Genomic DNA, 21,185 nt, shown 5'->3' on the forward strand with positions numbered 1-21,185 from the left:
GGCTAGGGTGACGTTAGGTCAAGTATCGTCGGGATAGACGGCCCGAACGAAATAAAGGCCGTGCGGAGGAGCATTGAGCCCAAGCGCTTGCCTATCGCGCGCTTGCAGCGCTTCGGCCAATCGTGTTTCGCGCCACCGGCCCATTCCCACAAGCGCCAGACAGCCGACCATCGATCGTACCTGATGATGAAGGAAACTGCGCGCTGCTGCATGAATGCGAACTTCATCGCCATCCCGCTCAACGTCTAGCCGGTCGAGAGTTTTTATCGGGCTTTCCGCCTGACAGTGCACGGAACGGAACGTGGTGAAATCATGTAAACCGACCAGCGCTTGCGCCGCCCGGTGCATGGCTTCGTGGTCCAGATCCTGCGGGATCTGCCAGAGTCGATCTTTCTCCAAGGTCAGCGGCGCGCGGCGATTTGCAATGCGATAGACATATGCGCGGCCAGAGCAGGAAAAGCGTGAATGCCAATCGTCCGCCACCACTTCGCAATGCGTCACCGCTATGGGATCGGGGCGTAAATGAGCGTTGAGCGCCTCCATCAGACGGAAAGGCTCTATCTCCTTTTCGATGTCGAAATGACTGCGCATGGCGAGTGCATGAACACCGGTGTCCGTGCGGCCCGCGCTGTGCAGCCGGACTTCTTCACCAAGAACGCGATAGGCCGCTTCTTCTACTGCCTGCTGCACGCTCGGCCCGTCCTTCTGCCGCTGGAGGCCGAAGAACGGGGTTCCGTCGAATTCGAGGGTCAGAGCAAAACGGGTCAAGCGAGGCGGGTTCCTTTGGCAACAGATTTGCCGTGCAGAAAGGTGTCGAGATCCATTTTCGGTTTGCCAGCACGCTGTAGTTCGACCGGACGAATAGCGCCTTCGCTACAAGCGATCGTCAGGCGATCGTCGGTCACTTCGCCGGGCGAACCGGCGGCTTCGACACATTCGGCACGCAGCACTTTGACACGGGTTTCGTCGAGCTCGAACCATGTGCCGGGGAAAGGTGACAGACCATGGATGTGCCGGACCACATCCCCGGCGGGACGGTTCCAGTCGATCCGCGCCTCTGCCTTGTCGATCTTGTCGGCGTACGTCGCGTCCCTGTCGTCCTGCTCCAGCGGATGCAGCGCGGTCAGATCGATCAACGTGCCGACCATCAGTTGCGCCCCGATCTCGGCAAGTTCGTCAGTGAGTTCGCCGGTTGTCTTGTCTTCGATAGGGGTTCGCGCGAATGTAATCATCGGGCCGGTATCGAGGCCCGCTTCCATCTGCATGATCGTGACCCCCGTCACCGGATCGCCCGCCATGACCGCCCGGTGAATCGGCGCGGCACCGCGCCAGCGCGGCAGGATAGACGCATGGACGTTGAGACAGCCATGTGTGGGCGCATCGAGTATCGGCTGCGGCAGGATCAGGCCGTAGGCTGCGACGATTGCCACGTCGGCCTTCAGGGCGGCAAAGGCCTCCTGCTCCTCTGCAGACTTGAGCGATTTGGGATGGCGCACCTCGATCCCGAGATCGCTTGCGCGCTGGTGCACGGGTGTTTTGGTCAGCTCTTTTCCCCGCCGACCGCCCGGACGCGGCGGCTGGGTATAGACGCAGACCACCTCATGCGCGGCATCGACCAGCGCCTGAAGCGTCGGCACTGCGAATTCCGGCGTTCCCATAAAGATTGTGCGCATGAACGGCTCTTGTGGTCTTTCTCTGTTCTTATCGCGCCCCTATCTGTGCAGCTATGGCATCGCAAGAGATCGAGACGCTGGCCTCCGTGCTGGCGCGGCTGCCCGGCCTTGGCCCACGTAGTGCACGGCGGGCGGTGTTGTGGCTGGTCAAACGCAGGGAAAGCGCGTTGCCGGCACTGCTCGAAGCGCTCGCGACCGTTGGCGAGGCGCTCGTCGAATGCGACACCTGCGGCAATGTCGACACAACCAATCCGTGCGCGATTTGCGCTGATCCGCGGCGCGATGTGAAATCGCTCTGCGTGGTCGAGGACGTAGCCGATCTGTGGGCTCTCGACCGGGCAAAGCTGTTTACCGGCAAGTATCACGTACTCGGCGGCAAGCTGTCCGCGCTCGACGGGGTGCGACCCGAAGATCTCAATATCGCATCACTACTGGCGCGTGTGGAAGAAGGCGGGGTGGACGAGATCGTCCTTGCCATGAACGCCACTCTGGAAGGCCAGACTACCGCCCATTATCTTGCGGAAAGGCTGGACACTTTTCCCGTGCGCATCACGCAGTTGGCCCATGGATTGCCGGTCGGCGGCGAACTCGATTATCTGGATGAAGGCACGCTTGCTCAGGCGCTACGGGCGCGCAGACCGATGGGCTGACCGATCACAGTATGCGCCCTATTCAGATTGAATAAACGGCGCGACGCGCATATCTTGCGGCCATGGCGATAAGACAGATTCTCGAAGTGCCGGATCCCCGGCTCAAAACCGTGTCCGAACCGGTTACCGAATTCAACGACGAGCTGAACGAGCTCGTCGCGGACATGTTCGAAACGATGTATGCGGCACCCGGCATCGGGCTTGCGGCGATCCAGGTCGGCGTTCCAAAGCGTGTGCTGGTGATCGACCTTCAGCCGGAAGACGAGGAAGCCGAGGGCGAGGTCTGCAACCACGGCGGCCACGAACATGTCCATTACCCGACCGTCAAGGAGCCGCGGGTCTTCATCAATCCGGAAATCCTCGACCCGGCGGAAGAGCTGGCGAGCTATCAGGAAGGGTGCCTGTCGGTGCCCGACATCTTCGCGGATGTCGATCGTCCGGCCACCTGCCGTGTGCGGTACCAGGACCTTGAAGGCGAAACGCATGAAGAGGATCTTGAAGGCCTCATGGCGACCTGCATCCAGCATGAGATGGACCATCTTGAAGGTATTTTATTCATCGACCATCTTTCGCGGTTGAAGCGGAACATGGCGCTCAAGAAGCTGAAGAAGCTGCGCGAAGCGGCATAGGCTTCCTACACAATCACGGATTTCGAAGGGGCGATTCGCGGTGGCGGGTCGCCTTTTTGCTGGGCTGGTTGATGAAGTACATTCGCTGGCACCGCTTTGTTCGAGAAAAACGGTCGCGTGGACGTGCCTTTGGAATAGAGGGACCCGATGCGAACATAGCGTCGGGGATTGCTGTAGGAAAGGGCTGGTGTTCCGCATGTGTTCCGCCTAGCCTGCACCCATGGAAATGGCAGTCATTGCAATCGTGGCGCTGCTCGCAGGAGCGGGCCTGGGATGGTTTTTGGGATCGCGGCCCGTGGCCGAATGGAAGGCGCGCCATGGGGAGCGCGATGCGGAAGCGCGCGAGACCGAAGAGAAGTTTCGCAAGGCGATCGTCGATCTGGAAAATGCGACCGTGCGGGCAGGGCGGGCCGATGCGCTCGACGCCGAATTGCGCGATACGCGCAGGAACCATGAGGCGGCGCTCGACAATCTGCGGCGCAGCAATGGCGAACTGGGCGCCGAACTCGCGACGCTGAAGGAAAAGACCGCCAATTTCGACGAGCAGAAACGGCTGCTGATCGAAGCGCGCGAAGAATTGCTCAAGGAATTCCAGAACACCGGCTCGGCCGTATTGTCGAAGGCACAGGAAGCCTTCCTCGAGCGGGCGAACGAGCGGCTTGGCCATTCGGAAAAGACCAGCGAGGAAAAACTGCGCGCATTGCTCGACCCGGTGGGCAAGCGGCTGGAAGCCTATGAAAAACAGGTCGCGGCGCTGGAGGAAAAGCGCACCGATGCATTCGGCCGGCTTTACCAGCAGATCACCGAAATGCAGCGCGGACAGGAGGAAGTACGGCGCGAGGCGCAGCGGCTCGGCAATTCGCTGACCAATGCCCCCAAGGCGCGGGGTCGCTGGGGCGAGCGGGCATTGCAGAACGTGCTGGAGCAATGCGGCCTGTCGGAACATACCGATTTCAATCTGGAGCATTCGATCGAAACCGACGAAGGCCGCCTGCGGCCCGACGCGGTGGTCCACGTTCCGGGCCAGAAGAAACTGGTGATCGATGCCAAGGTGTCGCTGAACGCCTATCAGGCCGCGTTCGAGGCCGATGACGAGAACGAGCGTATCAGAAACCTCGATCTGCATGCGAAGTCCATGCGCAATCACGTCCAGACGCTGGGTTCGAAGAGCTATCAGAGCCAGTTCGACGATACGCCCGATTACGTGGTCATGTTCGTCCCGGGCGAGCATTTCGTGGCCGCCGCGCTCGAGCACGATCCCGAATTGTGGGATTTCGCGTTCCGCAACAAGGTGTTGCTGGCGACCCCGACCAACCTTGTTGCTATCGCGCGCACCGTCGCGCAGGTCTGGCGGCAGGACACCATCGCGCGTGAAGCGGTAGAGATCGGCAAGGCGGGGGCGGAACTGTACGATCGCCTGGCAGTGGCTGCCGAACATATGAAGCGCGTGGGTGGCGGGCTGGAGACAGCCGTCAACAATTACAACAAGTTCGTCGGCAGTTTCGAGCGCAATGTGCTGTCCGCCGGACGCCGGCTGCACGACAAGGGCATCGAGATCGGCAAGCGCGAGATCGACGAGGTGCCGATAGTCGAGGCGACACCGCGCTATAACGCCGAAGATGCCGCCCTGATCGGCAATGACGGACAGCCGGATCGCGAAGCTGCGGAATAGCCAAGGGGAAAAAACCGGGACCCCCCCGGCGTTTTTGGCGTTGCTACTGCAATAGTTACCGGCATATGCCGGGTTAACAGACAGGTTGAAGTAGCAGGAAACACTTACATGCATCGCGGCAACGGCGATGGGTCGCGCAAAACTTTCGAACAGGCCCAACATACCGGGCGGCCTTTCAATGCCGAGGAGGACAACTTCCCCGGCTCGTCAGGCCTGCTTTTCGAACAGGCAATGGCGCAGACCCGCATGGCGGTTTGCCTGACGGACCCACGCCTGGAAGACGACCCCATCGTCTTCTGTAACAAGGCGTTCGAAAAACTTACCGGTTACAAGCAGGCCGAGATCGTCGGCAGAAACTGCCGTTTCCTGCAGGGCCCCAAGACCGACCAGTCGCAGGTCGCGAAAATCCGCGATGCCATACGCACGGAAGAAGTGCTGGTCGTCGAGCTGCTGAATTACCGCAAGGATGGTTCGACATTCTGGAATGCTCTCCATCTCGGTCCGATTTACGACGAAGAGGGCAAGCTGCGGTATTTCTTCGGCAGCCAGTGGGACGTCACCGACATCCATCTGGCCCGTGCGGAAGAAAAGCACGCCAAGGCGATGGCCCGCGAAGTTTCGCACCGGCTGAAAAACGTCTTTGCCGTAATCGGCGGGATCGTGAACATAACCGGGCGCGCGATGAATGCGCGCAACGTATCGAGCAAGATCAACGAACGCGTCCAGGCATTGGGCCGCGCGTATGAGCCGACGCTGGACGATGCTGCACTGGGCACGATTGAGGTCGGGCAGGCGATCCGGTCGGTCTTGAATCCCTACGATCCCGAAGGCGATCGCATCCTGTTCGAAGGCAATGGCGCCCGGACCGAGCCGAATGCGGTTTCCGCCATGGGGCTGACGCTGCACGAACTTGCGACCAATGCGTCGAAATATGGCGCGCTGTCCAATGAGGACGGCAAGATCACCGTGTCCTGGCATCACACGCAGGACCGGCACGAACGCCAGGCGCTGGTGATCGACTGGAAGGAAACCGGCGGTCCACGCATTTCGGGCGAGCCGGAAATCACCGGTACGGGGTTCGACATCGCAGAAAGATTACTGGCCTACTCGCGCGGAACGCTCGACCGGACATGGGAGGAAGACGGGTTGCGGGCCAAAATCTCGCTGCCGCTGAAATCATGAAGTGCATTCTGATACTTGAAGATGAGCCATTGATCGCGATGGACCTGCAACTTGCATTCGAAGATGCAGGGGCCGAGGCAGTCGTGACGGTATCCTGCGATGAAGCCTTCGAAGCCATGGACGGAGCGGAGTTCGACGGCGCGGTGCTCGACGTCAATCTGGGCAAGGGGGAAACCTGCGAGCCGGTGGCGGTCGAACTACGCGCACGCGGCGTGCCGTTCCTGCTGCATACCGGCGACCTCGATCGGGCCGGAGAAGCATTGCGCGATCTGGATGCACCGATACTGGCCAAGCCCAGCGGTGCCGACGATGTCGTGTCGCGTCTGTTCGGTCTGAACGGCCAGCTTCAGCCAGCCTGATTGCGCGGGCGCCTCAGGCGTCGAGCGCTGCCAGAACTTCGTATCCCAGAACAGCCGCGGCTACCGCGGCATTGAGGCTGTCTGCGCGCCCTTTCATCGGCATTGTCACTCGCAGATCGCAGGCCATTTCGTATTCTTCCGGAAGGCCGCGACTTTCATTCCCGACCATGACGAAGCAGGGCGCGGCGTAAGGTGCGCTGCGATAGGGTTGGGCATCACGTAGGCTGGCCGCGACCAACTGACCCGTGCCTGCCCGCAGCCAGCTTTCGAATTCATCCCAGCGAGCCAGTGCGATGGATTGCGTAAACACCGCGCCCATGCTGGCGCGCACCGCCTCAACACTGAAAGGGTCGGCGCAATCGTCGATCAGGATGACCCCGCCTGCGCCAATGGCATCGCCGGTCCGCAACATCGTGCCCAGATTGCCGGGATCGCGAAGGGCCTGCGCGACGAGCCAGATATCGCTCCGTGACCGGTCGAGCGCGCCGAGCGAGGTATCGAATTCTGCAAATACACCGGCTACCGCCTGCGGATTGTCCTTGCCCGTAATCTTGGAAAGGATGTCCGGCGTGGTTTCGATCACCTCGCCGCCACCTGATTCAACTGCATCTTCCAGTGCGCTGAGCAAGGGATGCGGATCGCGGCGATCGGCGAGAACGAGTGTTTCGGGCACATGCCCGCATTCGCGTGCATCGGTCAGCAATCGCAGCCCTTCGGCCAGGAACCGGCGCGAAGCCTTGCGGTGTTTCTTCTCCCGCAAGGCGCGCAATGCCTTGACGGTGGGATTGGAAAAACCGGTAATGTGACGGCGGTTCATTTCGCTTGAGGCCATGATCCTACGGCTCTCCGAAGCCATCCTCGACCATGGCGGACAGTTCGGCCATCACCGCTTCGGCATTATCGCCTGCCACGATGATTTCGATCGTGTCGCCCTTGGCCGCACCCAGCATCATCAGGCCCAATATCGAGCCGCCGGCTGCTTCGTTGTCACCCTTGGCAACGCGTACGGTGCACGTGTCCGGGAGTTCGGCGACCGCGTTGACGAATTTGGCGCTGGCCCGTGCATGCAGGCCCCGCTGGTTGACGACCTCGATTGACCGGCGCAGCTCGCTCAAGAGGCTTTCCGCGCGCTCTGGATGTCCTGGCCGAGAAATTCGCTGGCCACGGTGATGTAATTGCGCCCGGCGGTCTGCGCCGCGTGCACTGCATCGACCACATCCATGCTTTTGCGAGCGCCAGCCAGGCGGATCAGCATGGGCAGGTTGATCCCGGCGATGACTTCCACCCGCCCCGTATCGAGCAGCGAGATTGCCAGATTGGACGGGGTACCGCCGAACAGATCGGTCAGAATGATGGCGCCCTTGCCGCTGTCGACCTCTTTGATCGCATTGGCGATATCGGCGCGACGCTGTTCCATGTCATCGTTCGGGCCGATGCATATGGTGGCCACATGCTCCTGCTTGCCAACGACATGCTCCATAGCGTCGATGAAATGTTCGGCCAATTTGCCGTGGGTGACGAGGATCATGCCGATCATGCAGCTTCAGTTCCGTTGCGATGCCCGAAGAGTGTGCCTGCGTGGCCCTTAACCATTCCTTGCCCTTGGGTCTAGCGGCGCTCCAGCCGGTCGGCGGGACGCGACCCAAGGTTGCGATGCAGAACCGTGGGCGAAAATCCATCTTCGCGCAAGACCTCTGCCGCCCGTTCCGCACTGTAAACCGAGCGGTGTCTCCCTCCGGTACACCCGAAAGCGATATTGAGATAGCTGCGCCCCTGGGCGGCATAGCGCGGCATGACTTCGCGCAGCAGATCGATGATGCGGTCGAATGCGGGGGTAAAGGCGGGGTCGGCGGCGATATGTTCGGCCACCGGCGCATCGAGGCCGGTCAGTTCGCGCAGACCGGGGACCCAGTGCGGATTGTCGAGAAACCGCATATCGAACAGCAGATCGGCCAGAGGCGGCATGCCGCGGGCAAAGCCGAAACTGGAAATCGTGATCGTCATGTGGCGTTCGGTGTCGTCGGCAAAGCGTTCGCGCACGACCTGCTGCAGCTGATTGGTCGCATAGGTGGTGGTATCGACGACGATATCGGCCCAGCGCCGTAGCGGTTCGAGCAGTTCGCGTTCGGCCTTTATGCCGTCCAGCACGGGGCGACCGCGAGCCATGGGGTGAAGCCGGCGCGTTTCATTGTAGCGCCGTTCGAGTTCCGTACTGCCGCAATCGATGAACAGGGTGGTCAGTTCGACATCGTCGCGCGCCTCGAGTTGTTTGCACAGCGCGATGATTTCCGCCGGGACGAAGCCGCGTGTCCGCGAATCGAAACCGATGGCCACAGGCAAGGTGTTGTCCCCGCTATCGACGAGGCTGCCGAGCATGCGGATCGGGAAATTGTCGAGCGCTTCCCAGCCGAGATCTTCGAGCACCTGAAGCGCAGTCGATTTGCCCGCACCCGAAAGGCCGGTGACGAGCAGGATACGCTGCGGAGAGGGCGATTCGTCGGGCATGTACGGCATCTCTATTGTGTTGCACCCGAATTGGGGAAGGGGAGACCGTGATGTGCCAGTGCATATTCCGCGCGCAGGGCCTGCACGGCATCGCCCGGCGCGAAGGGCAGGGACGGAATATCGACCCCCGCGATCGTTCGCATTGCCGGATCGAGCGGGAAGCGGGGCGCTTCGGGATCGAGCGTAAGGACGAGCGCCAGAGGGGCGCTCGACACGGGCAATTCGACGATACCGACGTTGCGGATTTCGATGAGGCCGCAGGTATTGGGGGGCGGGGAGGCGATCAGCGCCGCGCCGTCATGCGCCAGATGCGCCGCATCGTCGCCGATCAGTACGGCGCCGCGATCGATCAGGGCGAGGGCGAGGGAGGACTTGCCCGATCCCGGCGGACCTTCGATCAGCAAGGCACGGCCACCGATCGCGACAGCCGTGACATTGACAAGGACCGTCACCGCTTGGCCGGGAGACTAAGCTGGAGGCAGGCGCCTTCTTCGCCGTCGGCGCGCGATGTCGCGACCAGCGTGCCATCATGCGCTTCCGCAATGGTGCGGGCGATGGCGAGGCCGAGCCCGGAATGGTTGCCGAAATCCTCTCCCTCGGGACGGTCGGAGTGGAAGCGCTGGAACACCCGTTCGCGCTTTTCTTCCGGAATGCCCGGCCCTTCGTCGGAAATGGAGAGGGTGATGCGATTGTCGCTGCGAGTGATTTCGGCCACGATCCTGCCGGCCGGCGGCGAGAAGGATACGGCGTTGTCGAGCAGGTTCTGGATGACGCGTTCCAGCCGGGCGGGGACGCCCATGATCGGCACGGACCGGTCGTCACCGGTGATGACGACCATGCGGCCCTCGTTCTCGTCGCGCGTCTCGCGATTGTCGACGATGGTGCGGAGCAGCTGCGCAAGGTCCACCGGTTCGAATTCGGTCCGCGACATTTCCGCATCGATCCGGCTGGCATCGGAAATCTCGGTCACGAGACGATCGATCCGGCGCACGTCGTGGATGGCGATATCGATCAGTTGCCCGCGCAGCTTGGGGTCTTCCACCTTGGCGAGCGATTCGGTCGCACTGCGGAGGGACGCGAGGGGGTTCTTTATCTCGTGCGCGACATCCGCCGCGAAATGTTCTACCGCATCGATACGCTGGCGCAGGGCCGCGGTCATGTCGGAGATCGAGCGGGCGAGCATGCCGATCTCGTCGCGGCGCTGGGGCAGGCGCGGAACCTCCACTTGGCGGTCGCGCCCCTGCCGCACGCGCACGGCGGCCTGGACCAGCTCGCGCAAGGGACGCACGATGGTCTGCGCCAGAAACAGCGACAGCAGTGTGGAAATGACGAGCGCGAGGAAGACCACCAGCGCGACGGTGGAGCGTGCCGTCCGCACCCGGTCGGTGATGTCGACCGGATTGCGGGTGAGCAGGAGCGTGTCGCCATCGAGCCCGACAGGGGCCGCGGCGTTGATGACATGCGTGCCGTCGGGCGCATCGCGCAGGACGATCTGGGTCAGGCTTTCCCCGCGGGCCCGCAGCAGTTCGGGCCAGTCGTTGATGTCGTCCGTCTCCGGCTCGCGGTAATCGGGAACGGCCGGCGCGCCGACCACCCGGTCGAACCAGCGGTCCATCCGCAGCGCGAAGGCGTTGGGATCGACATCTTCCTTGCGCGCCAGTGCGAAGCTGGGCGGGGCGAGCTTGAAGCTGTCGGCTTCGAGCGATCCGTCGGGGCTGTAGACCCGCAGGCGCAGGCGCTGTTCCTTGCCGATCTGGATCAGCAGGGCTTCCTGGCGCTTGGGCGATGCGCCGGCCAGCGCTTCTGCCGTGATCTGCGCTTCGACGAGGGCGAGCTTGAAGCGTTCGTCGAGAAGCTGCTTGCGATAGGCGTCGACATAGATGACGCCGCCGCCCAGCAGGACCAGCGGCAGAATGTTCACGAACAGGATGCGGCTGGTGAGCGAGAGCCGCCGCGACCAGCGCAGCTTTTCCAGCCGCGGATCGCCTTTCAATACGCTACCGATTTCCGACATCAGCCTTCGTTGAAACTGTAGCCTGCGCCGTAAAGCGTTTCGATGGCGGAAAAGGTCTTGTCGACGGCGCGGAACTTGCGCCGCATGCGCTTAATGTGGCTGTCGACCGTTCGATCGTCGACGAAGACATCGTCGGGATAGGCGGCATCCATCAACTGGTTGCGGCTCTTGATCACGCCGGGGCGCGTGGCCAGCGCCTCGAGCAGGAGGAATTCGGTCACCGTCAGCGAAACGGCTTCCCCCTCCCACGTGACGTGGTGCCGGGCAGGGTCCATGTACAGGCGACCGCGTTCGAGCACTTCGCCCGGCTTTTCGTCGAACTGTTCGGACAGGATCAGCGGATGGTCGCTGCCGCTGCGCCGGAGGATGGCGCGGATGCGGGCCAGCAGCAGGCGCAGACTGAAAGGCTTGGCGATGTAATCATCCGCGCCCATTTCGAAGCCGGCTTCCTCGTCGGTTTCGTCATCCTTGCTGGTCAGGAAAATGACCGGGAGCGGCGATTTTTCGCGCAGGCGGCGCAAAAGTTCCATCCCGTCCATCTTGGGCATCTTGATGTCGAAGATGGCTAGGTCGGGCGGATTGGACAACAACGCGCCAAGAGCAGCCTCGCCGTCAGAATAGACGCGCGTGGCAAAGCCTTCGCCCTGCAGCGCGATCGAGACGGTGGTCAGAATATTGCGATCGTCATCGACCAGCGCGATGACCGTCCGGTTGCTTTCGCCCTGCGGCGCGGCATCTGCTGTCATGCTCTCCATAAGGAGAGTGACTAGCGACATTGAAAGGGCAAAACAACGTGGCCCGCGCATACGCCACAACATATTGTTCGATGGTGATTTGACGCCGCGTTACGGCAGGACTATTGGCGTCTGAGAAAGCCACGCATTCGTATGCGCCGGCGATTCCAGAACGAACCCGCACACGCGCCGGAGAATTCAGTGACCTTTTCGCTTTCCCACTCGCTTGCCGCGCAGGGCATCGAGACTTCCGCAACCATTCACCCGAACCTCACGTCGAAAGAGCTGACCGCCGCTGCACTGGAAAATGGCGAAGGCCGCAAAGCCAAGCATGGCCCGCTGGTGGTGGAAACGGGCAAGCACACAGGCCGCAGCGCGAAGGACAAGTTCATCGTTCGCGATGGCGAAACCGAAGATACCGTGTGGTGGGACAACAACGCTTCGATGTCGCCCGACCATTTCGCGGCACTCAAGGAAGATTTTCTCAAGGCCATTGCCGAGAAGGGCGACCTCTACGTTGCCGACCTGTTCGGCGGCTCGCAGCCGGAATATCGCGTCAACGTGCGCGTCATCAACGAACTTGCCTGGCACAACCAGTTCATTCGCACGCTGCTGGTGCGTCCTACCGAAGCTGAACTGGACGGGTTCGTGCCCGAATATACGATCATCGACCTGCCGAGCTTCCGCGCCGATCCGGAACGCCATGGCACGCGCAGCGAAACCGTGATCGCGGTTAATCTCAGCGAAAAGCTGATCCTCATTGGCGGCACGCGCTATGCCGGTGAAATGAAGAAGAGCGTCTTCGGCATTCTGAATTACCTGCTGCCGGTGAAGGGCGTCATGCCGATGCATTGTTCGGCGAATATCGGACAGGACGGCAAGAGCGCCGTGTTCTTCGGTCTGTCGGGCACCGGAAAGACCACGCTTTCCGCCGATGCGAGCCGCACGCTGATCGGCGATGACGAGCATGGCTGGTCGGATACTGCAGTCTTCAATTTCGAAGGCGGCTGTTATGCAAAGATGATCCGCCTGAACCCGGAGGCAGAGCCCGAAATCTACGCCACCACCAAGATGGAAGGCACCGTGCTCGAAAACGTCGTGATGAACGATGCGGGTGAAATCGACCTCGACGACAACAGCCTCGCGGAAAATACCCGCGGTGCCTATCCGCTGTCGTCAATTCCCAATACCTCCGCTGAGAACATGGGGCCTCCGCCCAGCAACGTGATCATGTTGACCGCCGATGCTTTCGGCGTTCTCCCCCCGATCGCGCGGTTGACCCCCGATCAGGCGATGTATCACTTCCTGTCGGGCTATACGGCCAAGGTTGCCGGGACCGAAATCGGCGTGACGGAACCCGAAGCGACTTTCAGCACCTGCTTCGGCGCGCCCTTCATGCCTCGCCATCCCAGCGTTTACGGCAATCTTTTGAAAGAGCGGATCGCGAAGGGCGAAGTCGCCTGTTGGCTGGTCAACACCGGCTGGACTGGCGGCAAATACGGCACGGGTAGCCGCATGCCGATCAAGGCCACGCGTGCACTGCTCAACGCCGCGCTCGACGGCAGCCTGAACAATGCGGAATTCCGCAAGGATCCCAATTTCGGTTTTGAAGTCCCGGTCAGCGTCGCGGGCGTGGATGATGGCATCCTCGACCCCCGTTCGACCTGGACCGACAAAGACGAATACGACCGTACCGCGCGCAAGCTGGTGCAGCTCTTCGTCGACAATTTCGAGCCCTTCGCGGCTCATGTCGACCAAGGCGTGCGCGATGCAGCGCCGAACACGGCTGTCGCAGCCTGATGAGATCGGTTCCGCTGTCCAGCGGAACCCAAGCGTTGGAGAGGAGACCCCCGGCCGCTGAAAAGCGGACCGGGGGCCGTTGATTCCGGGCGCCGATCAATTCATGCAAGGCTAAGCCCCGGAAACGGATGGGAGAGATCATGACGCACCGTGCCATCCTGTTCATCGCCGCCGCTTTCACGTGGCTAACCCCGGCTGTGGTTCCCGTGGCGGTAGCTCAGGAGGCTGCCCCGTCAGCAGAGACAGCGCCAGCCCTTGAGGTTTATAGCGGGCCGGCAGTCTATCGCGCAGAAATCGTCGCGACATATCCGCATGATACCGCAGCGTTCACGCAAGGCCTCGTCTGGCACGACGGGCATCTGTTCGAAAGCACCGGACAGGAAGGGCAGTCCGAAGTTCGCAAGGTCGATCTCGAAACGGGCAAGGTCCTCACCAGAAGCGCCATCCCCGCGGACCAGTTCGGAGAGGGGCTGGCCCTGTCGGGGCGGGAATTCATCAGCCTGACCTGGCGAAACGGTGTGATCCACCGCTGGAATGCAAAAAACCTCAAGCCCGCTGGCTCGAAAGATGGAGTCCCCTTCGACGGGTGGGGGCTTACGACGTCGAATGAAGGCCTCATTCATTCCGATGGCACTGCCACCTTGCGCGTTCTGGACCCAGACAGCTTCGAGGTTCTGCGAATGATCCCGGTCACGTTGAATGGCCAGCCCCTGCCAAACCTCAACGAACTCGAGATGATTGACGGTCTGGTCTACGCCAATGTGTGGCAATCCCCCTTCATCGTGGCCATCGACCCGGCCGATGGCGTGATCAAGCGCCTCATCGACTTGAGAGCTATCGTCGATAGCATCCCAATGACGGACCGCGACACGGTGCTCAACGGCATCGCCTGGGACCCGAAGAAGCGACGCCTTTTCGTGACCGGAAAACGATGGCCGAGCCTATTCGAAATCAACCTGGTCGAAACCGAAGCGCAGGTCCGCTAGAGCACATCGAATATTCAAAGTTAGTGCGGCCCTAGAAATCGTCTTCAGCATTGTCATCGCTCGTGCTGGCTACGATTGCCTCGGCCAGATCGAGCACGGGCCGCGGTGACCATTCTGTTCCTTCGGGCACACCTTCCATCTGGTCGATGAAACGCTGGGCCTCGCTAGCCATATTGCCGCCATGCGGATTGGTTGCGACAGGACCCAATGTATGACGGGCAAGTTCGATTTTTCCCTCGCGCGCCTGCATAAGCCCCGCCCTCATCGCAAGGCTGCGATCGAAGGGTGAAAGCTGTGCAGCTCGTTCCAGTGCATGGCGAGCCGTCTCGTCCGGCTCGACGCCTCGCTGCTCGAAGCTGAGGTAGTAGTATATCAGCGGGAGAGGATGATCATTCTCAAGCCGGTTTAGTGCTGAGAAAGGCTTCATGGCTGCGCTGTAGGCAGCGTCTTCGTCATCGGCCTCCGCTGCCTTGGCGAAAAGCGCAAAGCCTTTCTGAACAAGCGCATTCTTGGCGGTCGGGTCGATCGCCAGAGCTGCATCCGCAGCGGCGATTGCTCGGTCAAAGTTGCCAGCATCGTGTTCCGCTTCGGCGAGCGCCGCGAGCACGGCCGTGTTACGCGGAAATTCGGCAGCGACCTTCTGAACTTGTGGCAGCAATTCAAGCGCCTGTTCGCGCGAAACGCCCCGCTGCGATCGAATGCGCAATGGCATGACATCTGCCTCACCCTGCGACAGTTTGCTAACGCGGACAGGGTTGCTGGACAGGACGTCCGCGCCTAGATTCCAAACTTTGATACGGCGCTGATCGAGGTAGCGATCAAGGTCCTTCTGAAGGTCGCCAAGGTCGCCGAAAGCTTGCTCGGCCGCTTCGACCTGGTCGACCCCGTTGGACATGCCCTCCAGATACTTGTGAAGCTGCCCGGTTCGACTCTCGGAAAAATACAGATAGTGGTAAAGCGCCCATGCCCGACCATAAAAGGCGTCGTAGCGCTTGCCTTTCTTCTCTTCGTAAAGCTTTGGGTCGATCAACTCTTCTACGCTCACATCCCGCGCATAGGCCAGTTCTGCTGCGCGGTGACGGGCTGGGCGTCCTATGGAAAGGCCTCCATCCCTTTCAAACTTGGCAGAGGCGAAGAATTCTGCTGCGCCTTCGTCCACCCACCGCGGCATCGCGATCGTCGTATTCGAGATGAAATAGTGGTGAGCATATTCATGCAGCAGGACGGTCATCGACCAATCGGTTTCGCGTCCGCGCATGCGAATGTCCGGCACGAACGCGACGGATGAACCTGCGCGCGGAATATAAAATCCTGCGATTGTCTTTGACTTGTCGTCCGCAAGCTTCCCGATTTCGTTCTGACTGCCGACGACGAATACGGTTAGTCGGTTCGATGGGCTAGGCTTGGTCGCTTCGCGCTTGCTCAGTAGATTGAGGGCGGCATTGTAGCTCTCGAGCGCTTCGCCGAATGCTTGCAAATCCCTGGCCTGATCATCGGCATAGATCACGAAATTGTCGGATTCAGCAACATGCCAGTCGGCATGGGCAGGTACGGAAAAAGCAATGACGAACAAGCTAAGAATGAAACGCATGAAACGTCCCCCGTGTATTCAGCAGTTCATAGTATTACATGGGAAAGCAAGGAGATGGAAAAGGAAAAGCCGTTACCTGGATCCAGATGCAATGTACCGGCCCACGTTCTTTTCCAGCACATCCATCGGTACATTGCCGCCGAGCACGACCGCGTCGTTGAAGGCCTTGAAATCGTAAGCGGCGCCCATGGTTGTTTCCGCTCTGGCACGTTGGTCGACGATGCGGCTGTGGCCGAGCTTGTAGCCGGTGGCCTGTCCGGGCCAGCTGCAGTATCGATCCACTTCGCTTTCGACTTCTGCCGGCTTGCTGCCATTGCGTTCGACAAAGAAGTTGACCGCCTGAGCGCGGCTCCAGCCCTTGGCGTGGAGACCGGTGTCGACCACCATGCGGCAGGCCCGGAACGCGAGGCTCTGAAGATAGCCGAGGCGGCCAACGACAAAATCGTCATAGGCGCCCAGTTCGTCGGCCAGCTGTTCGCCGTAAAGAGCCCAGCCTTCGCTGAAAGGATTGAAGGCCAGCACCGAGCGGATCAGCGGCAGGCGGTTGGAGTATTCGCCTTCCCACACATGGCCAGGGATGGCTTCGTGATAGGTCAGGTCGGCGAGATCGTATTTGCGATGGAGGTCGGTAGTCCTCAGGTTGATCCAGAAACGGCCCGGGATCGTGCCATCCTTGCTGCCCGCGCCGCCATAGGCGCCGGGTGCCCCGACCTCTTCCGCCGGCGGGATGCGGCGTACTTCCATGTTGGGATCGACAAGCGTGTGGAAAGCGCGCGGCATCTGGCCGCGGATCCAGTCCAGCCGCTCTGCGATGAAGTCCATGATCTGCTTGCGGCCAGGATCACCTTCGGCAAATTTGTACCGCGGATCTTGCGACAATGCCTGCATCCGATCGCCAACCGAGCCGGAGGTATAGCCGATCTCGCGAAGGATCGGATCCATGCGGGCATGCAATTCTTCGAGTTCTTCGAGGCCCTGCTGGTGGACCTCTTCGGGTGTAAGCCGGGTCGTGGTGCTGGATCGTAACGCCCAATTGTAGAATGCATCGCCCTGCGGCCGGGCGGAAATGCCGGGCTCCGCCGTCGCCACGGCCCGTTCCGCGCGCAGTTCCCGAAGCTGGCGATCGAGTGCATCTGCGATCGGCCCGGTTTCGAGAATCTTTGCCCGGTTCGCGTGACTTTCAGGCATGCCCATGGCGGTGAGTTTGGCGCGCAGATCGTCGGCGAACAGTTCGCCCTTGCCTGCACTGGCGATGGTCTGTTCCATCTGACCGATTGCCTTGTCGAGCAGGAAATCGGGCGGAACCACGCCCATTGCTCGGGCAGCCTTGATCCGTTCCAGCTCGCCATCGAAGGCGGCGGGCATCTGTTCCATACGTTCGATATAGGCGTCGGCATCATTGCCATTTTCGACCTTGTGATCCGATTGCATGAAGCGCGGCAGGGCGAGGTACTGGCCGACATTCTGGATCACGACGTAGGGCGCCGTGCGCCAGTTGCCGACCGGCGTATCGCCATAGGGCAGGGCAAATCCATCGAGCGCCACTTCGTAAGCGCTTTCGACGACTTCCAGATTGGTCAGATTTTCGCTGTCGAGCCCGTCCCGCGGAACGGCTCGCACCAGTTCGAGGTCTCTGCGAAGGGTTGCGGCATAGGCTTCCTGCCCAGCAATCGACTGATCTTCGAGCTTGCTGCGCAAGTCGTAATGCCGGCCCGTATCGACACCCAGCGATGTCGCCCGCTCCGGCTCGTGTTCGAGAAGATTATACCCGACAATCTCGAGCAGCCGTTCCACGCCCATGGCCTGGGCCTGGGTAACCGCTCCGGTGCGTCCGGTGGTGGCACATCCGGTCAAAGCGAGGGCAGAGGTTGCGCCGAGGCCTGAAAGAGCCTGTCGGCGGGTGATGTCGAAGCGTGTCTGGTTCATGCACGCGGGTGTGCGGCCCGCGTGCAAGTCTGTCAAATCAGTCGAGGAATTCGGCTGGAACCCTGCCGCCGCTTGCGGCCAATTCCTTCATGACGCGCCGGTGCAGCCACATATTGTCTTCCGCACTGCCCGAATAATCCTCGCGCCCCAACTCTACCGCGAGCGCCTTGCGGCTGTCGTAATCGCTGTCGACGCCGATCAGCTTCATCAGGTCGACGATCGATGTGCGCCAGTTCAGCCGGTCGGCGCCGGGCATGTTGTCGAGATTGTTCTCGATATCCATGACGGGTCTGGCCTGCTGTTCCACGACCGGAGCATCGGCCCAGGCGTTACCGGTGGGTTGCGGCGCTGCCTTGGTGGCCGGTGCGGTCGCAGGTGTTTCCTGCGGCTTCGGCTTCTTGCCGAAAATCGAATCCTTGATCTTTCCGAATATGCTCATGGTCGTCTCCTTGCATCTTCGAACGGGCAAGGGGTGGGCGCGTTCCGCATTGATGGCTTGCGATGAAAATGGGGGAAGCTATGGCAAGACCATGCTCGACGCCGTGCTCTCCATCACCGTTCTCGCTGCAATCCTGCTGGTCGCGGGCGCCTATTTCATGTGGCGCCGGACCGGGAACGTAAAAAACGCGCTGCTGATGGTCGTGCTGGCCGCCATCGCGCTGATGAACGTGGCGATATGGACCGTTCCCGACGCAGGGGGCAGTGCCCCGCTCGACAAGCTCGAGCAGGGCACCCGATAAGCCTAGTTAGGCAATTCCCACTTCACCGCGCTGGAGAAGGTACCGGCAACCGGCTCGCCGTTCGATCCGCGTGCAGGTTCGAACCGCGCTCTTTTCGTAACAAGCGCACAGGTCGCAGCGTCGAGCTCCGAATGGCCTGTCGACCCAGTTACAGTGCAACTGGTGACCTTACCGGTAGCCGCAATTTCCAGCCTGAACCGGGCCGTGCCGGTCAATTCGCGCCGGGCCCAGCTTGGGCGGTAATCGTTATCGGTCAGCCAGCGCGCCGGATCGTTGCGCGGCTTTGCGCTTACGGGGTCGAAACTTGGCTGCGGCGTCGGGGTCGGTAATTCAAAGGTTGTTCCGGACGGGACGGTTGGCAGGTTCGGAACAGGGATCGGCGTGGTATCGAATGGCGTGTCGATGGGATTGATGTCGATCTGGGTCGGCGGCGCCTGAACAATGGTTGGCGTGGATTCGCTGGTGCTTGGTTCGACCGGATCGGCCGGCGGGGGTGGCGGCGGGATCGGTATGTTGGTCGCCCCGATCTTGTTCACGATTTCCGGCATTGCGCCGCTAACGGTCAGGCCGGCGACAAGCGCGGCACCGATAGCTGCATGAACCCCGATCACCGCTGCCATACTGGCGGGGGAGGGGCGGCGGGACTGGTCAACGAAGGACATGAGTGTTGCTCCTCTTCCAAATCGAAGTCGCTTTTGCGAGTCTTCGACTGGCAATGTTACAACGTAACAAAAAAGAGGCAAGCGGTATCGTGCAGCATGTGGCTGCCGACTGGATGCGCAATTCGGGAGCGGGCTGTCGGCCCGATCAGATCACTTGATCGGGCAGCTCGGATCAAGGCGGAAGTCGAGGTAATTGTCGACCGACTTCATCAGTTCTTCCTGCTCATTCTCGAAGAAGTGATTGGCGCGCGGGATTTCTTCGTGATGCACGGTGATATGCTTCTGCGTGCGAAGCTTTTCGACCAGCTTGGTAACCGCCTGCGGCTGCACCACAGTATCCTGTGCACCGTGGATGAAAATACCGCTAGCGGGGCACGGAGCGAGGAAGGAGAAGTCGTACATGCTCGCCGGCGCGCCTATGCTGATCCAGCCGCGAATTTCTGGGCGACGCATTAGAAGCTGCATGCCGATCAGGGCGCCGAAGCTGACACCTGCGACCCAGGTCACCTGCGCTTCCGGATGGATCTGCTGCACCCAGTCGAGCGCGCTTGCAGCGTCCGACAATTCGCCGACGCCATTGTCGAAGCTGCCCTGGCTGCGACCGACGCCGCGGAAATTGAAGCGAAGCGTCGCGAAACCGCGGTTGACGAAGGTCTTGTAAAGACGCTGCGTCATCTGCTCGTTCATGGTGCCGCCGCCCTGCGGATGCGGGTGCAGGATCATGGCCACGGGCGCCCGGGGACGCGGGGCGGGAGAGAAACGGCCTTCGAGGCGGCCTTCGGGGCCGGGAAAGATCACGGTCGGCATGGGAGGGGTACCCTAAGCAAAAGTCGAAGCGCTTGCACCGGACAGGGCTTTGCGCGAAGTGGCGCGCTATATAGGGTTTGTCGTCCAAATCGCAATCATTTCGAGCATGTATCATCCCGAAACGCATCTATCTCGACCATGCCGCCACCACGCCGCTGCGACCCGAAGCGCGGGCGGCGATGGATGAAGGCTTCGCGCTGTGGGCCAATCCGTCCAGTCCCCATGCCGAGGGGCGCAAGGCGCGCAGCCTCCTCGAGGACGCTCGTGAGCGGGTGAAGGCTCGGCTGGAGTGGAGTGGCGAAGTAATCTTCACCAGCGGCGCGAGCGAGGCTGCGATCATGGCCCTTCGCCATGCAAATGCAGGTGCGCGCCTGGTTTCGACAGTGGAGCACGATTGCCTGCTGCAAGCCGCGCCGCAGGCGGAAAGGCTGCCGGTTCGCAGAGATGGTGCACTCGATCTCGACGTGTTGATCGAAGCGGTGGAGCGCGGACGCCCACTGGTCGCTGTGCAGCACGTCAATTCGGAGACGGGCAACCGCCAGGACCTGTCCGCCGTTGCCGATATCGTCCGAAACGCCGGCGGACTGCTGTTGGCCGACTGCGCGCAAAGCGCCGGCAAGATGATGCTGCCGCCCTGCGATATGGCGATCGTGTCGGCGCACAAATTCGGCGGCCCGATCGGAGTCGGCGCGCTGCTGGTAACCGATTACGCCCTTCTCGAACCATTGGGTGGGCAGGAGCGTGGTTATCGGCGCGGGACTGAAAACCTGCCTGGCGTGCTCGGCATGGCAGCAGCCCTCGAAGCCTGTGGTGATCCGTACCTCACCCCGGACGTTCTCGAACCGCTCGATGCGCTGGCACATGATTGTCGCGGGATCGGCGGCACATGGCTGTCCGATAGTCTCGCGGAACCAACGCCGTTTATCCGGGCCATCGCGATGCCCAGAATGAGCGCGACAGCACAGGTCATGCGCTTCGACATGGCGCGTATCGCAGTATCGCAGGGATCGGCCTGTTCCAGCGGGACGATGAAGACCAGCCGCGTGCTCGAGGCCATGCAGGTCCAGCCCGAGATTGCGGCAAACACCATCCGGGTCTCGATCGGCTGGAATACCTCCCGCGAGGAAGTTGAACGCTTCTGCGAAGTCTGGCTCGATCTGGCAGGCGCCTAGTTCTCCTTTTGCGGCCAAAGGTGGGTGTGGGGTGGAACTTCGCCATGCACCCTTCGCTTCGCTGGTAATGACTGTATGAGAGT

Annotated in this window: 23 protein-coding genes; 9 read left to right on the forward strand and 14 right to left on the reverse strand. The window is 61.3% G+C overall.

Annotation, left to right across the window (positions count from 1 at the left end; all coding sequences use genetic code 11):
* Positions 1–18: 18 nt before the first annotated feature.
* Both truA and fmt read right to left on the reverse strand, forming a co-directional pair.
* Entirely contained in the window at positions 19–768 is a 750-nt protein-coding gene (gene truA, locus AC13F2_RS12685) for a tRNA pseudouridine(38-40) synthase TruA (RefSeq protein ID WP_482965397.1), read from the reverse strand.
* Positions 765–1,673, reverse strand: a complete 909-nt coding sequence (gene fmt / locus AC13F2_RS12690) for a methionyl-tRNA formyltransferase (RefSeq protein ID WP_482965398.1) — start codon at positions 1,671–1,673, stop codon at positions 765–767. The genes truA and fmt overlap by 4 nt, the downstream gene beginning before the upstream one ends.
* A 53-nt stretch (positions 1,674–1,726) precedes the next feature.
* On the opposite strand from fmt, the gene recR reads away from it, so the two are divergent.
* The 5 genes from recR to AC13F2_RS12715 all read left to right on the forward strand — a co-directional run bounded on the left by recR (position 1,727) and on the right by AC13F2_RS12715 (position 6,165).
* Entirely contained in the window at positions 1,727–2,323 is a 597-nt protein-coding gene (gene recR, locus AC13F2_RS12695; protein ID WP_221597798.1) for a recombination mediator RecR, read from the forward strand.
* A 62-nt stretch (positions 2,324–2,385) separates the two neighbouring features.
* Entirely contained in the window at positions 2,386–2,952 is a 567-nt protein-coding gene (locus AC13F2_RS12700; protein ID WP_196846607.1) for a peptide deformylase, read from the forward strand.
* A gap of 220 nt (positions 2,953–3,172) precedes the next feature.
* Complete coding sequence (locus tag AC13F2_RS12705; protein WP_482965399.1) at positions 3,173–4,624, forward strand: DNA recombination protein RmuC; 1,452 nt, start codon at positions 3,173–3,175, stop codon at positions 4,622–4,624.
* 108 nt (positions 4,625–4,732) lie between these two features.
* The gene (locus AC13F2_RS12710) at positions 4,733–5,806 is read left to right on the forward strand and encodes a PAS domain-containing protein (RefSeq protein ID WP_301642427.1); all 1,074 of its coding nucleotides are present in this window, start codon (positions 4,733–4,735) and stop codon (positions 5,804–5,806) included.
* Positions 5,803–6,165, forward strand: a complete 363-nt coding sequence (locus tag AC13F2_RS12715; protein ID WP_103022629.1) for a response regulator — start codon at positions 5,803–5,805, stop codon at positions 6,163–6,165. Before AC13F2_RS12710 ends, AC13F2_RS12715 begins: the two co-directional genes overlap by 4 nt.
* A 13-nt stretch (positions 6,166–6,178) precedes the next feature.
* On the opposite strand, the gene AC13F2_RS12720 is transcribed toward AC13F2_RS12715, so the two are convergent.
* From AC13F2_RS12720 to AC13F2_RS12750, 7 genes are all read right to left on the reverse strand, one after another.
* A complete protein-coding gene (locus AC13F2_RS12720; RefSeq protein ID WP_482965518.1) occupies positions 6,179–6,982 on the reverse strand; it encodes a TrmH family RNA methyltransferase in 804 nt (267 codons plus the stop codon).
* A gap of 19 nt (positions 6,983–7,001) precedes the next feature.
* Entirely contained in the window at positions 7,002–7,280 is a 279-nt protein-coding gene (locus AC13F2_RS12725) for an HPr family phosphocarrier protein (protein ID WP_103022630.1), read from the reverse strand.
* Positions 7,277–7,702: a PTS sugar transporter subunit IIA gene (locus AC13F2_RS12730; RefSeq protein WP_103022631.1), complete on the reverse strand. Its 426-nt coding sequence runs from the start codon at positions 7,700–7,702 to the stop codon at positions 7,277–7,279. The genes AC13F2_RS12725 and AC13F2_RS12730 overlap by 4 nt, the downstream gene beginning before the upstream one ends.
* Positions 7,703–7,773: 71 nt before the next feature.
* The gene (gene rapZ / locus AC13F2_RS12735; RefSeq protein WP_103022742.1) at positions 7,774–8,670 is read right to left on the reverse strand and encodes an RNase adapter RapZ; all 897 of its coding nucleotides are present in this window, start codon (positions 8,668–8,670) and stop codon (positions 7,774–7,776) included.
* Between the two features lie 11 nt (positions 8,671–8,681).
* Complete coding sequence (locus AC13F2_RS12740) at positions 8,682–9,122, reverse strand: HPr kinase/phosphorylase (RefSeq protein WP_482965400.1); 441 nt, start codon at positions 9,120–9,122, stop codon at positions 8,682–8,684.
* Positions 9,119–10,684 carry a sensor histidine kinase gene (locus AC13F2_RS12745; RefSeq protein WP_482965401.1) on the reverse strand — a complete coding sequence of 522 codons (1,566 nt, stop codon included), beginning with the start codon at positions 10,682–10,684 and terminating at the stop codon, positions 9,119–9,121. Before AC13F2_RS12745 ends, AC13F2_RS12740 begins: the two co-directional genes overlap by 4 nt.
* Positions 10,684–11,430, reverse strand: coding sequence for a response regulator transcription factor (locus tag AC13F2_RS12750; RefSeq protein ID WP_103022743.1), 747 nt, complete (start codon positions 11,428–11,430; stop codon positions 10,684–10,686). The genes AC13F2_RS12745 and AC13F2_RS12750 overlap by 1 nt, the downstream gene beginning before the upstream one ends.
* A gap of 189 nt (positions 11,431–11,619) precedes the next feature.
* Between AC13F2_RS12750 and AC13F2_RS12755 the strand changes: the two genes are divergently transcribed.
* Positions 11,620–13,218: a phosphoenolpyruvate carboxykinase gene (locus AC13F2_RS12755; RefSeq protein WP_482965402.1), complete on the forward strand. Its 1,599-nt coding sequence runs from the start codon at positions 11,620–11,622 to the stop codon at positions 13,216–13,218.
* A gap of 140 nt (positions 13,219–13,358) precedes the next feature.
* Complete coding sequence (locus tag AC13F2_RS12760; protein WP_482965403.1) at positions 13,359–14,204, forward strand: glutaminyl-peptide cyclotransferase; 846 nt, start codon at positions 13,359–13,361, stop codon at positions 14,202–14,204.
* A 31-nt stretch (positions 14,205–14,235) separates the two neighbouring features.
* On the opposite strand, the gene AC13F2_RS12765 is transcribed toward AC13F2_RS12760, so the two are convergent.
* The 3 genes from AC13F2_RS12765 to AC13F2_RS12775 all read right to left on the reverse strand — a co-directional run bounded on the left by AC13F2_RS12765 (position 14,236) and on the right by AC13F2_RS12775 (position 18,160).
* A complete protein-coding gene (locus tag AC13F2_RS12765) occupies positions 14,236–15,795 on the reverse strand; it encodes a DUF1570 domain-containing protein (RefSeq protein ID WP_482965404.1) in 1,560 nt (519 codons plus the stop codon).
* Positions 15,796–15,867: 72 nt separating this feature from the next.
* A complete protein-coding gene (locus AC13F2_RS12770; RefSeq protein WP_482965405.1) occupies positions 15,868–17,721 on the reverse strand; it encodes a DUF885 domain-containing protein in 1,854 nt (617 codons plus the stop codon).
* Between the two features lie 37 nt (positions 17,722–17,758).
* A complete protein-coding gene (locus tag AC13F2_RS12775) occupies positions 17,759–18,160 on the reverse strand; it encodes a DUF3597 domain-containing protein (RefSeq protein WP_482965406.1) in 402 nt (133 codons plus the stop codon).
* Between the two features lie 52 nt (positions 18,161–18,212).
* Here AC13F2_RS12775 and AC13F2_RS12780 point away from each other — a divergent pair, with 52 nt between their 5' ends.
* On the forward strand, positions 18,213–18,461 hold the full coding sequence (locus tag AC13F2_RS12780) for a hypothetical protein (protein WP_272019903.1): 249 nt from the start codon (positions 18,213–18,215) through the stop codon (positions 18,459–18,461).
* 2 nt (positions 18,462–18,463) lie between these two features.
* Here AC13F2_RS12780 and AC13F2_RS12785 read toward each other — a convergent pair whose 3' ends face one another.
* Both AC13F2_RS12785 and AC13F2_RS12790 read right to left on the reverse strand, forming a co-directional pair.
* Positions 18,464–19,123, reverse strand: coding sequence for an energy transducer TonB (locus tag AC13F2_RS12785; protein WP_482965407.1), 660 nt, complete (start codon positions 19,121–19,123; stop codon positions 18,464–18,466).
* 150 nt (positions 19,124–19,273) lie between these two features.
* The gene (locus tag AC13F2_RS12790) at positions 19,274–19,930 is read right to left on the reverse strand and encodes an alpha/beta hydrolase (RefSeq protein WP_103022639.1); all 657 of its coding nucleotides are present in this window, start codon (positions 19,928–19,930) and stop codon (positions 19,274–19,276) included.
* 179 nt (positions 19,931–20,109) lie between these two features.
* Here AC13F2_RS12790 and AC13F2_RS12795 point away from each other — a divergent pair, with 179 nt between their 5' ends.
* Positions 20,110–21,102 (forward strand): cysteine desulfurase family protein, encoded by a 993-nt coding sequence (locus tag AC13F2_RS12795; RefSeq protein ID WP_482965519.1) that lies wholly within the window; start codon positions 20,110–20,112, stop codon positions 21,100–21,102.
* Positions 21,103–21,185 lie beyond the last annotated feature (83 nt).

Source organism: Qipengyuania sp. L-5Y, assembly GCF_056859455.1.

Coding starts and splice junctions, on each gene's coding strand:
- recR (WP_221597798.1), top strand. CDS start 1,727: ATGGCATCGCAAGAGATCGAGACGCTGGCCTCCGTGCTGGCGCGGCTG.
- AC13F2_RS12775 (WP_482965406.1), bottom strand. CDS start 18,160: ATGAGCATATTCGGAAAGATCAAGGATTCGATTTTCGGCAAGAAGCCG.
- fmt (WP_482965398.1), bottom strand. CDS start 1,673: ATGCGCACAATCTTTATGGGAACGCCGGAATTCGCAGTGCCGACGCTT.
- AC13F2_RS12760 (WP_482965403.1), top strand. CDS start 13,359: ATGACGCACCGTGCCATCCTGTTCATCGCCGCCGCTTTCACGTGGCTA.
- AC13F2_RS12700 (WP_196846607.1), top strand. CDS start 2,386: ATGGCGATAAGACAGATTCTCGAAGTGCCGGATCCCCGGCTCAAAACC.
- AC13F2_RS12705 (WP_482965399.1), top strand. CDS start 3,173: ATGGAAATGGCAGTCATTGCAATCGTGGCGCTGCTCGCAGGAGCGGGC.
- AC13F2_RS12790 (WP_103022639.1), bottom strand. CDS start 19,930: ATGCCGACCGTGATCTTTCCCGGCCCCGAAGGCCGCCTCGAAGGCCGT.
- AC13F2_RS12785 (WP_482965407.1), bottom strand. CDS start 19,123: ATGTCCTTCGTTGACCAGTCCCGCCGCCCCTCCCCCGCCAGTATGGCA.
- AC13F2_RS12750 (WP_103022743.1), bottom strand. CDS start 11,430: ATGACAGCAGATGCCGCGCCGCAGGGCGAAAGCAACCGGACGGTCATC.
- AC13F2_RS12730 (WP_103022631.1), bottom strand. CDS start 7,702: ATGATCGGCATGATCCTCGTCACCCACGGCAAATTGGCCGAACATTTC.
- AC13F2_RS12745 (WP_482965401.1), bottom strand. CDS start 10,684: ATGTCGGAAATCGGTAGCGTATTGAAAGGCGATCCGCGGCTGGAAAAG.
- AC13F2_RS12765 (WP_482965404.1), bottom strand. CDS start 15,795: ATGCGTTTCATTCTTAGCTTGTTCGTCATTGCTTTTTCCGTACCTGCC.
- rapZ (WP_103022742.1), bottom strand. CDS start 8,670: ATGCCCGACGAATCGCCCTCTCCGCAGCGTATCCTGCTCGTCACCGGC.
- AC13F2_RS12795 (WP_482965519.1), top strand. CDS start 20,110: ATGGATGAAGGCTTCGCGCTGTGGGCCAATCCGTCCAGTCCCCATGCC.
- AC13F2_RS12770 (WP_482965405.1), bottom strand. CDS start 17,721: ATGAACCAGACACGCTTCGACATCACCCGCCGACAGGCTCTTTCAGGC.
- AC13F2_RS12780 (WP_272019903.1), top strand. CDS start 18,213: ATGGCTTGCGATGAAAATGGGGGAAGCTATGGCAAGACCATGCTCGAC.
- AC13F2_RS12715 (WP_103022629.1), top strand. CDS start 5,803: ATGAAGTGCATTCTGATACTTGAAGATGAGCCATTGATCGCGATGGAC.
- AC13F2_RS12710 (WP_301642427.1), top strand. CDS start 4,733: ATGCATCGCGGCAACGGCGATGGGTCGCGCAAAACTTTCGAACAGGCC.
- AC13F2_RS12720 (WP_482965518.1), bottom strand. CDS start 6,982: ATGAACCGCCGTCACATTACCGGTTTTTCCAATCCCACCGTCAAGGCA.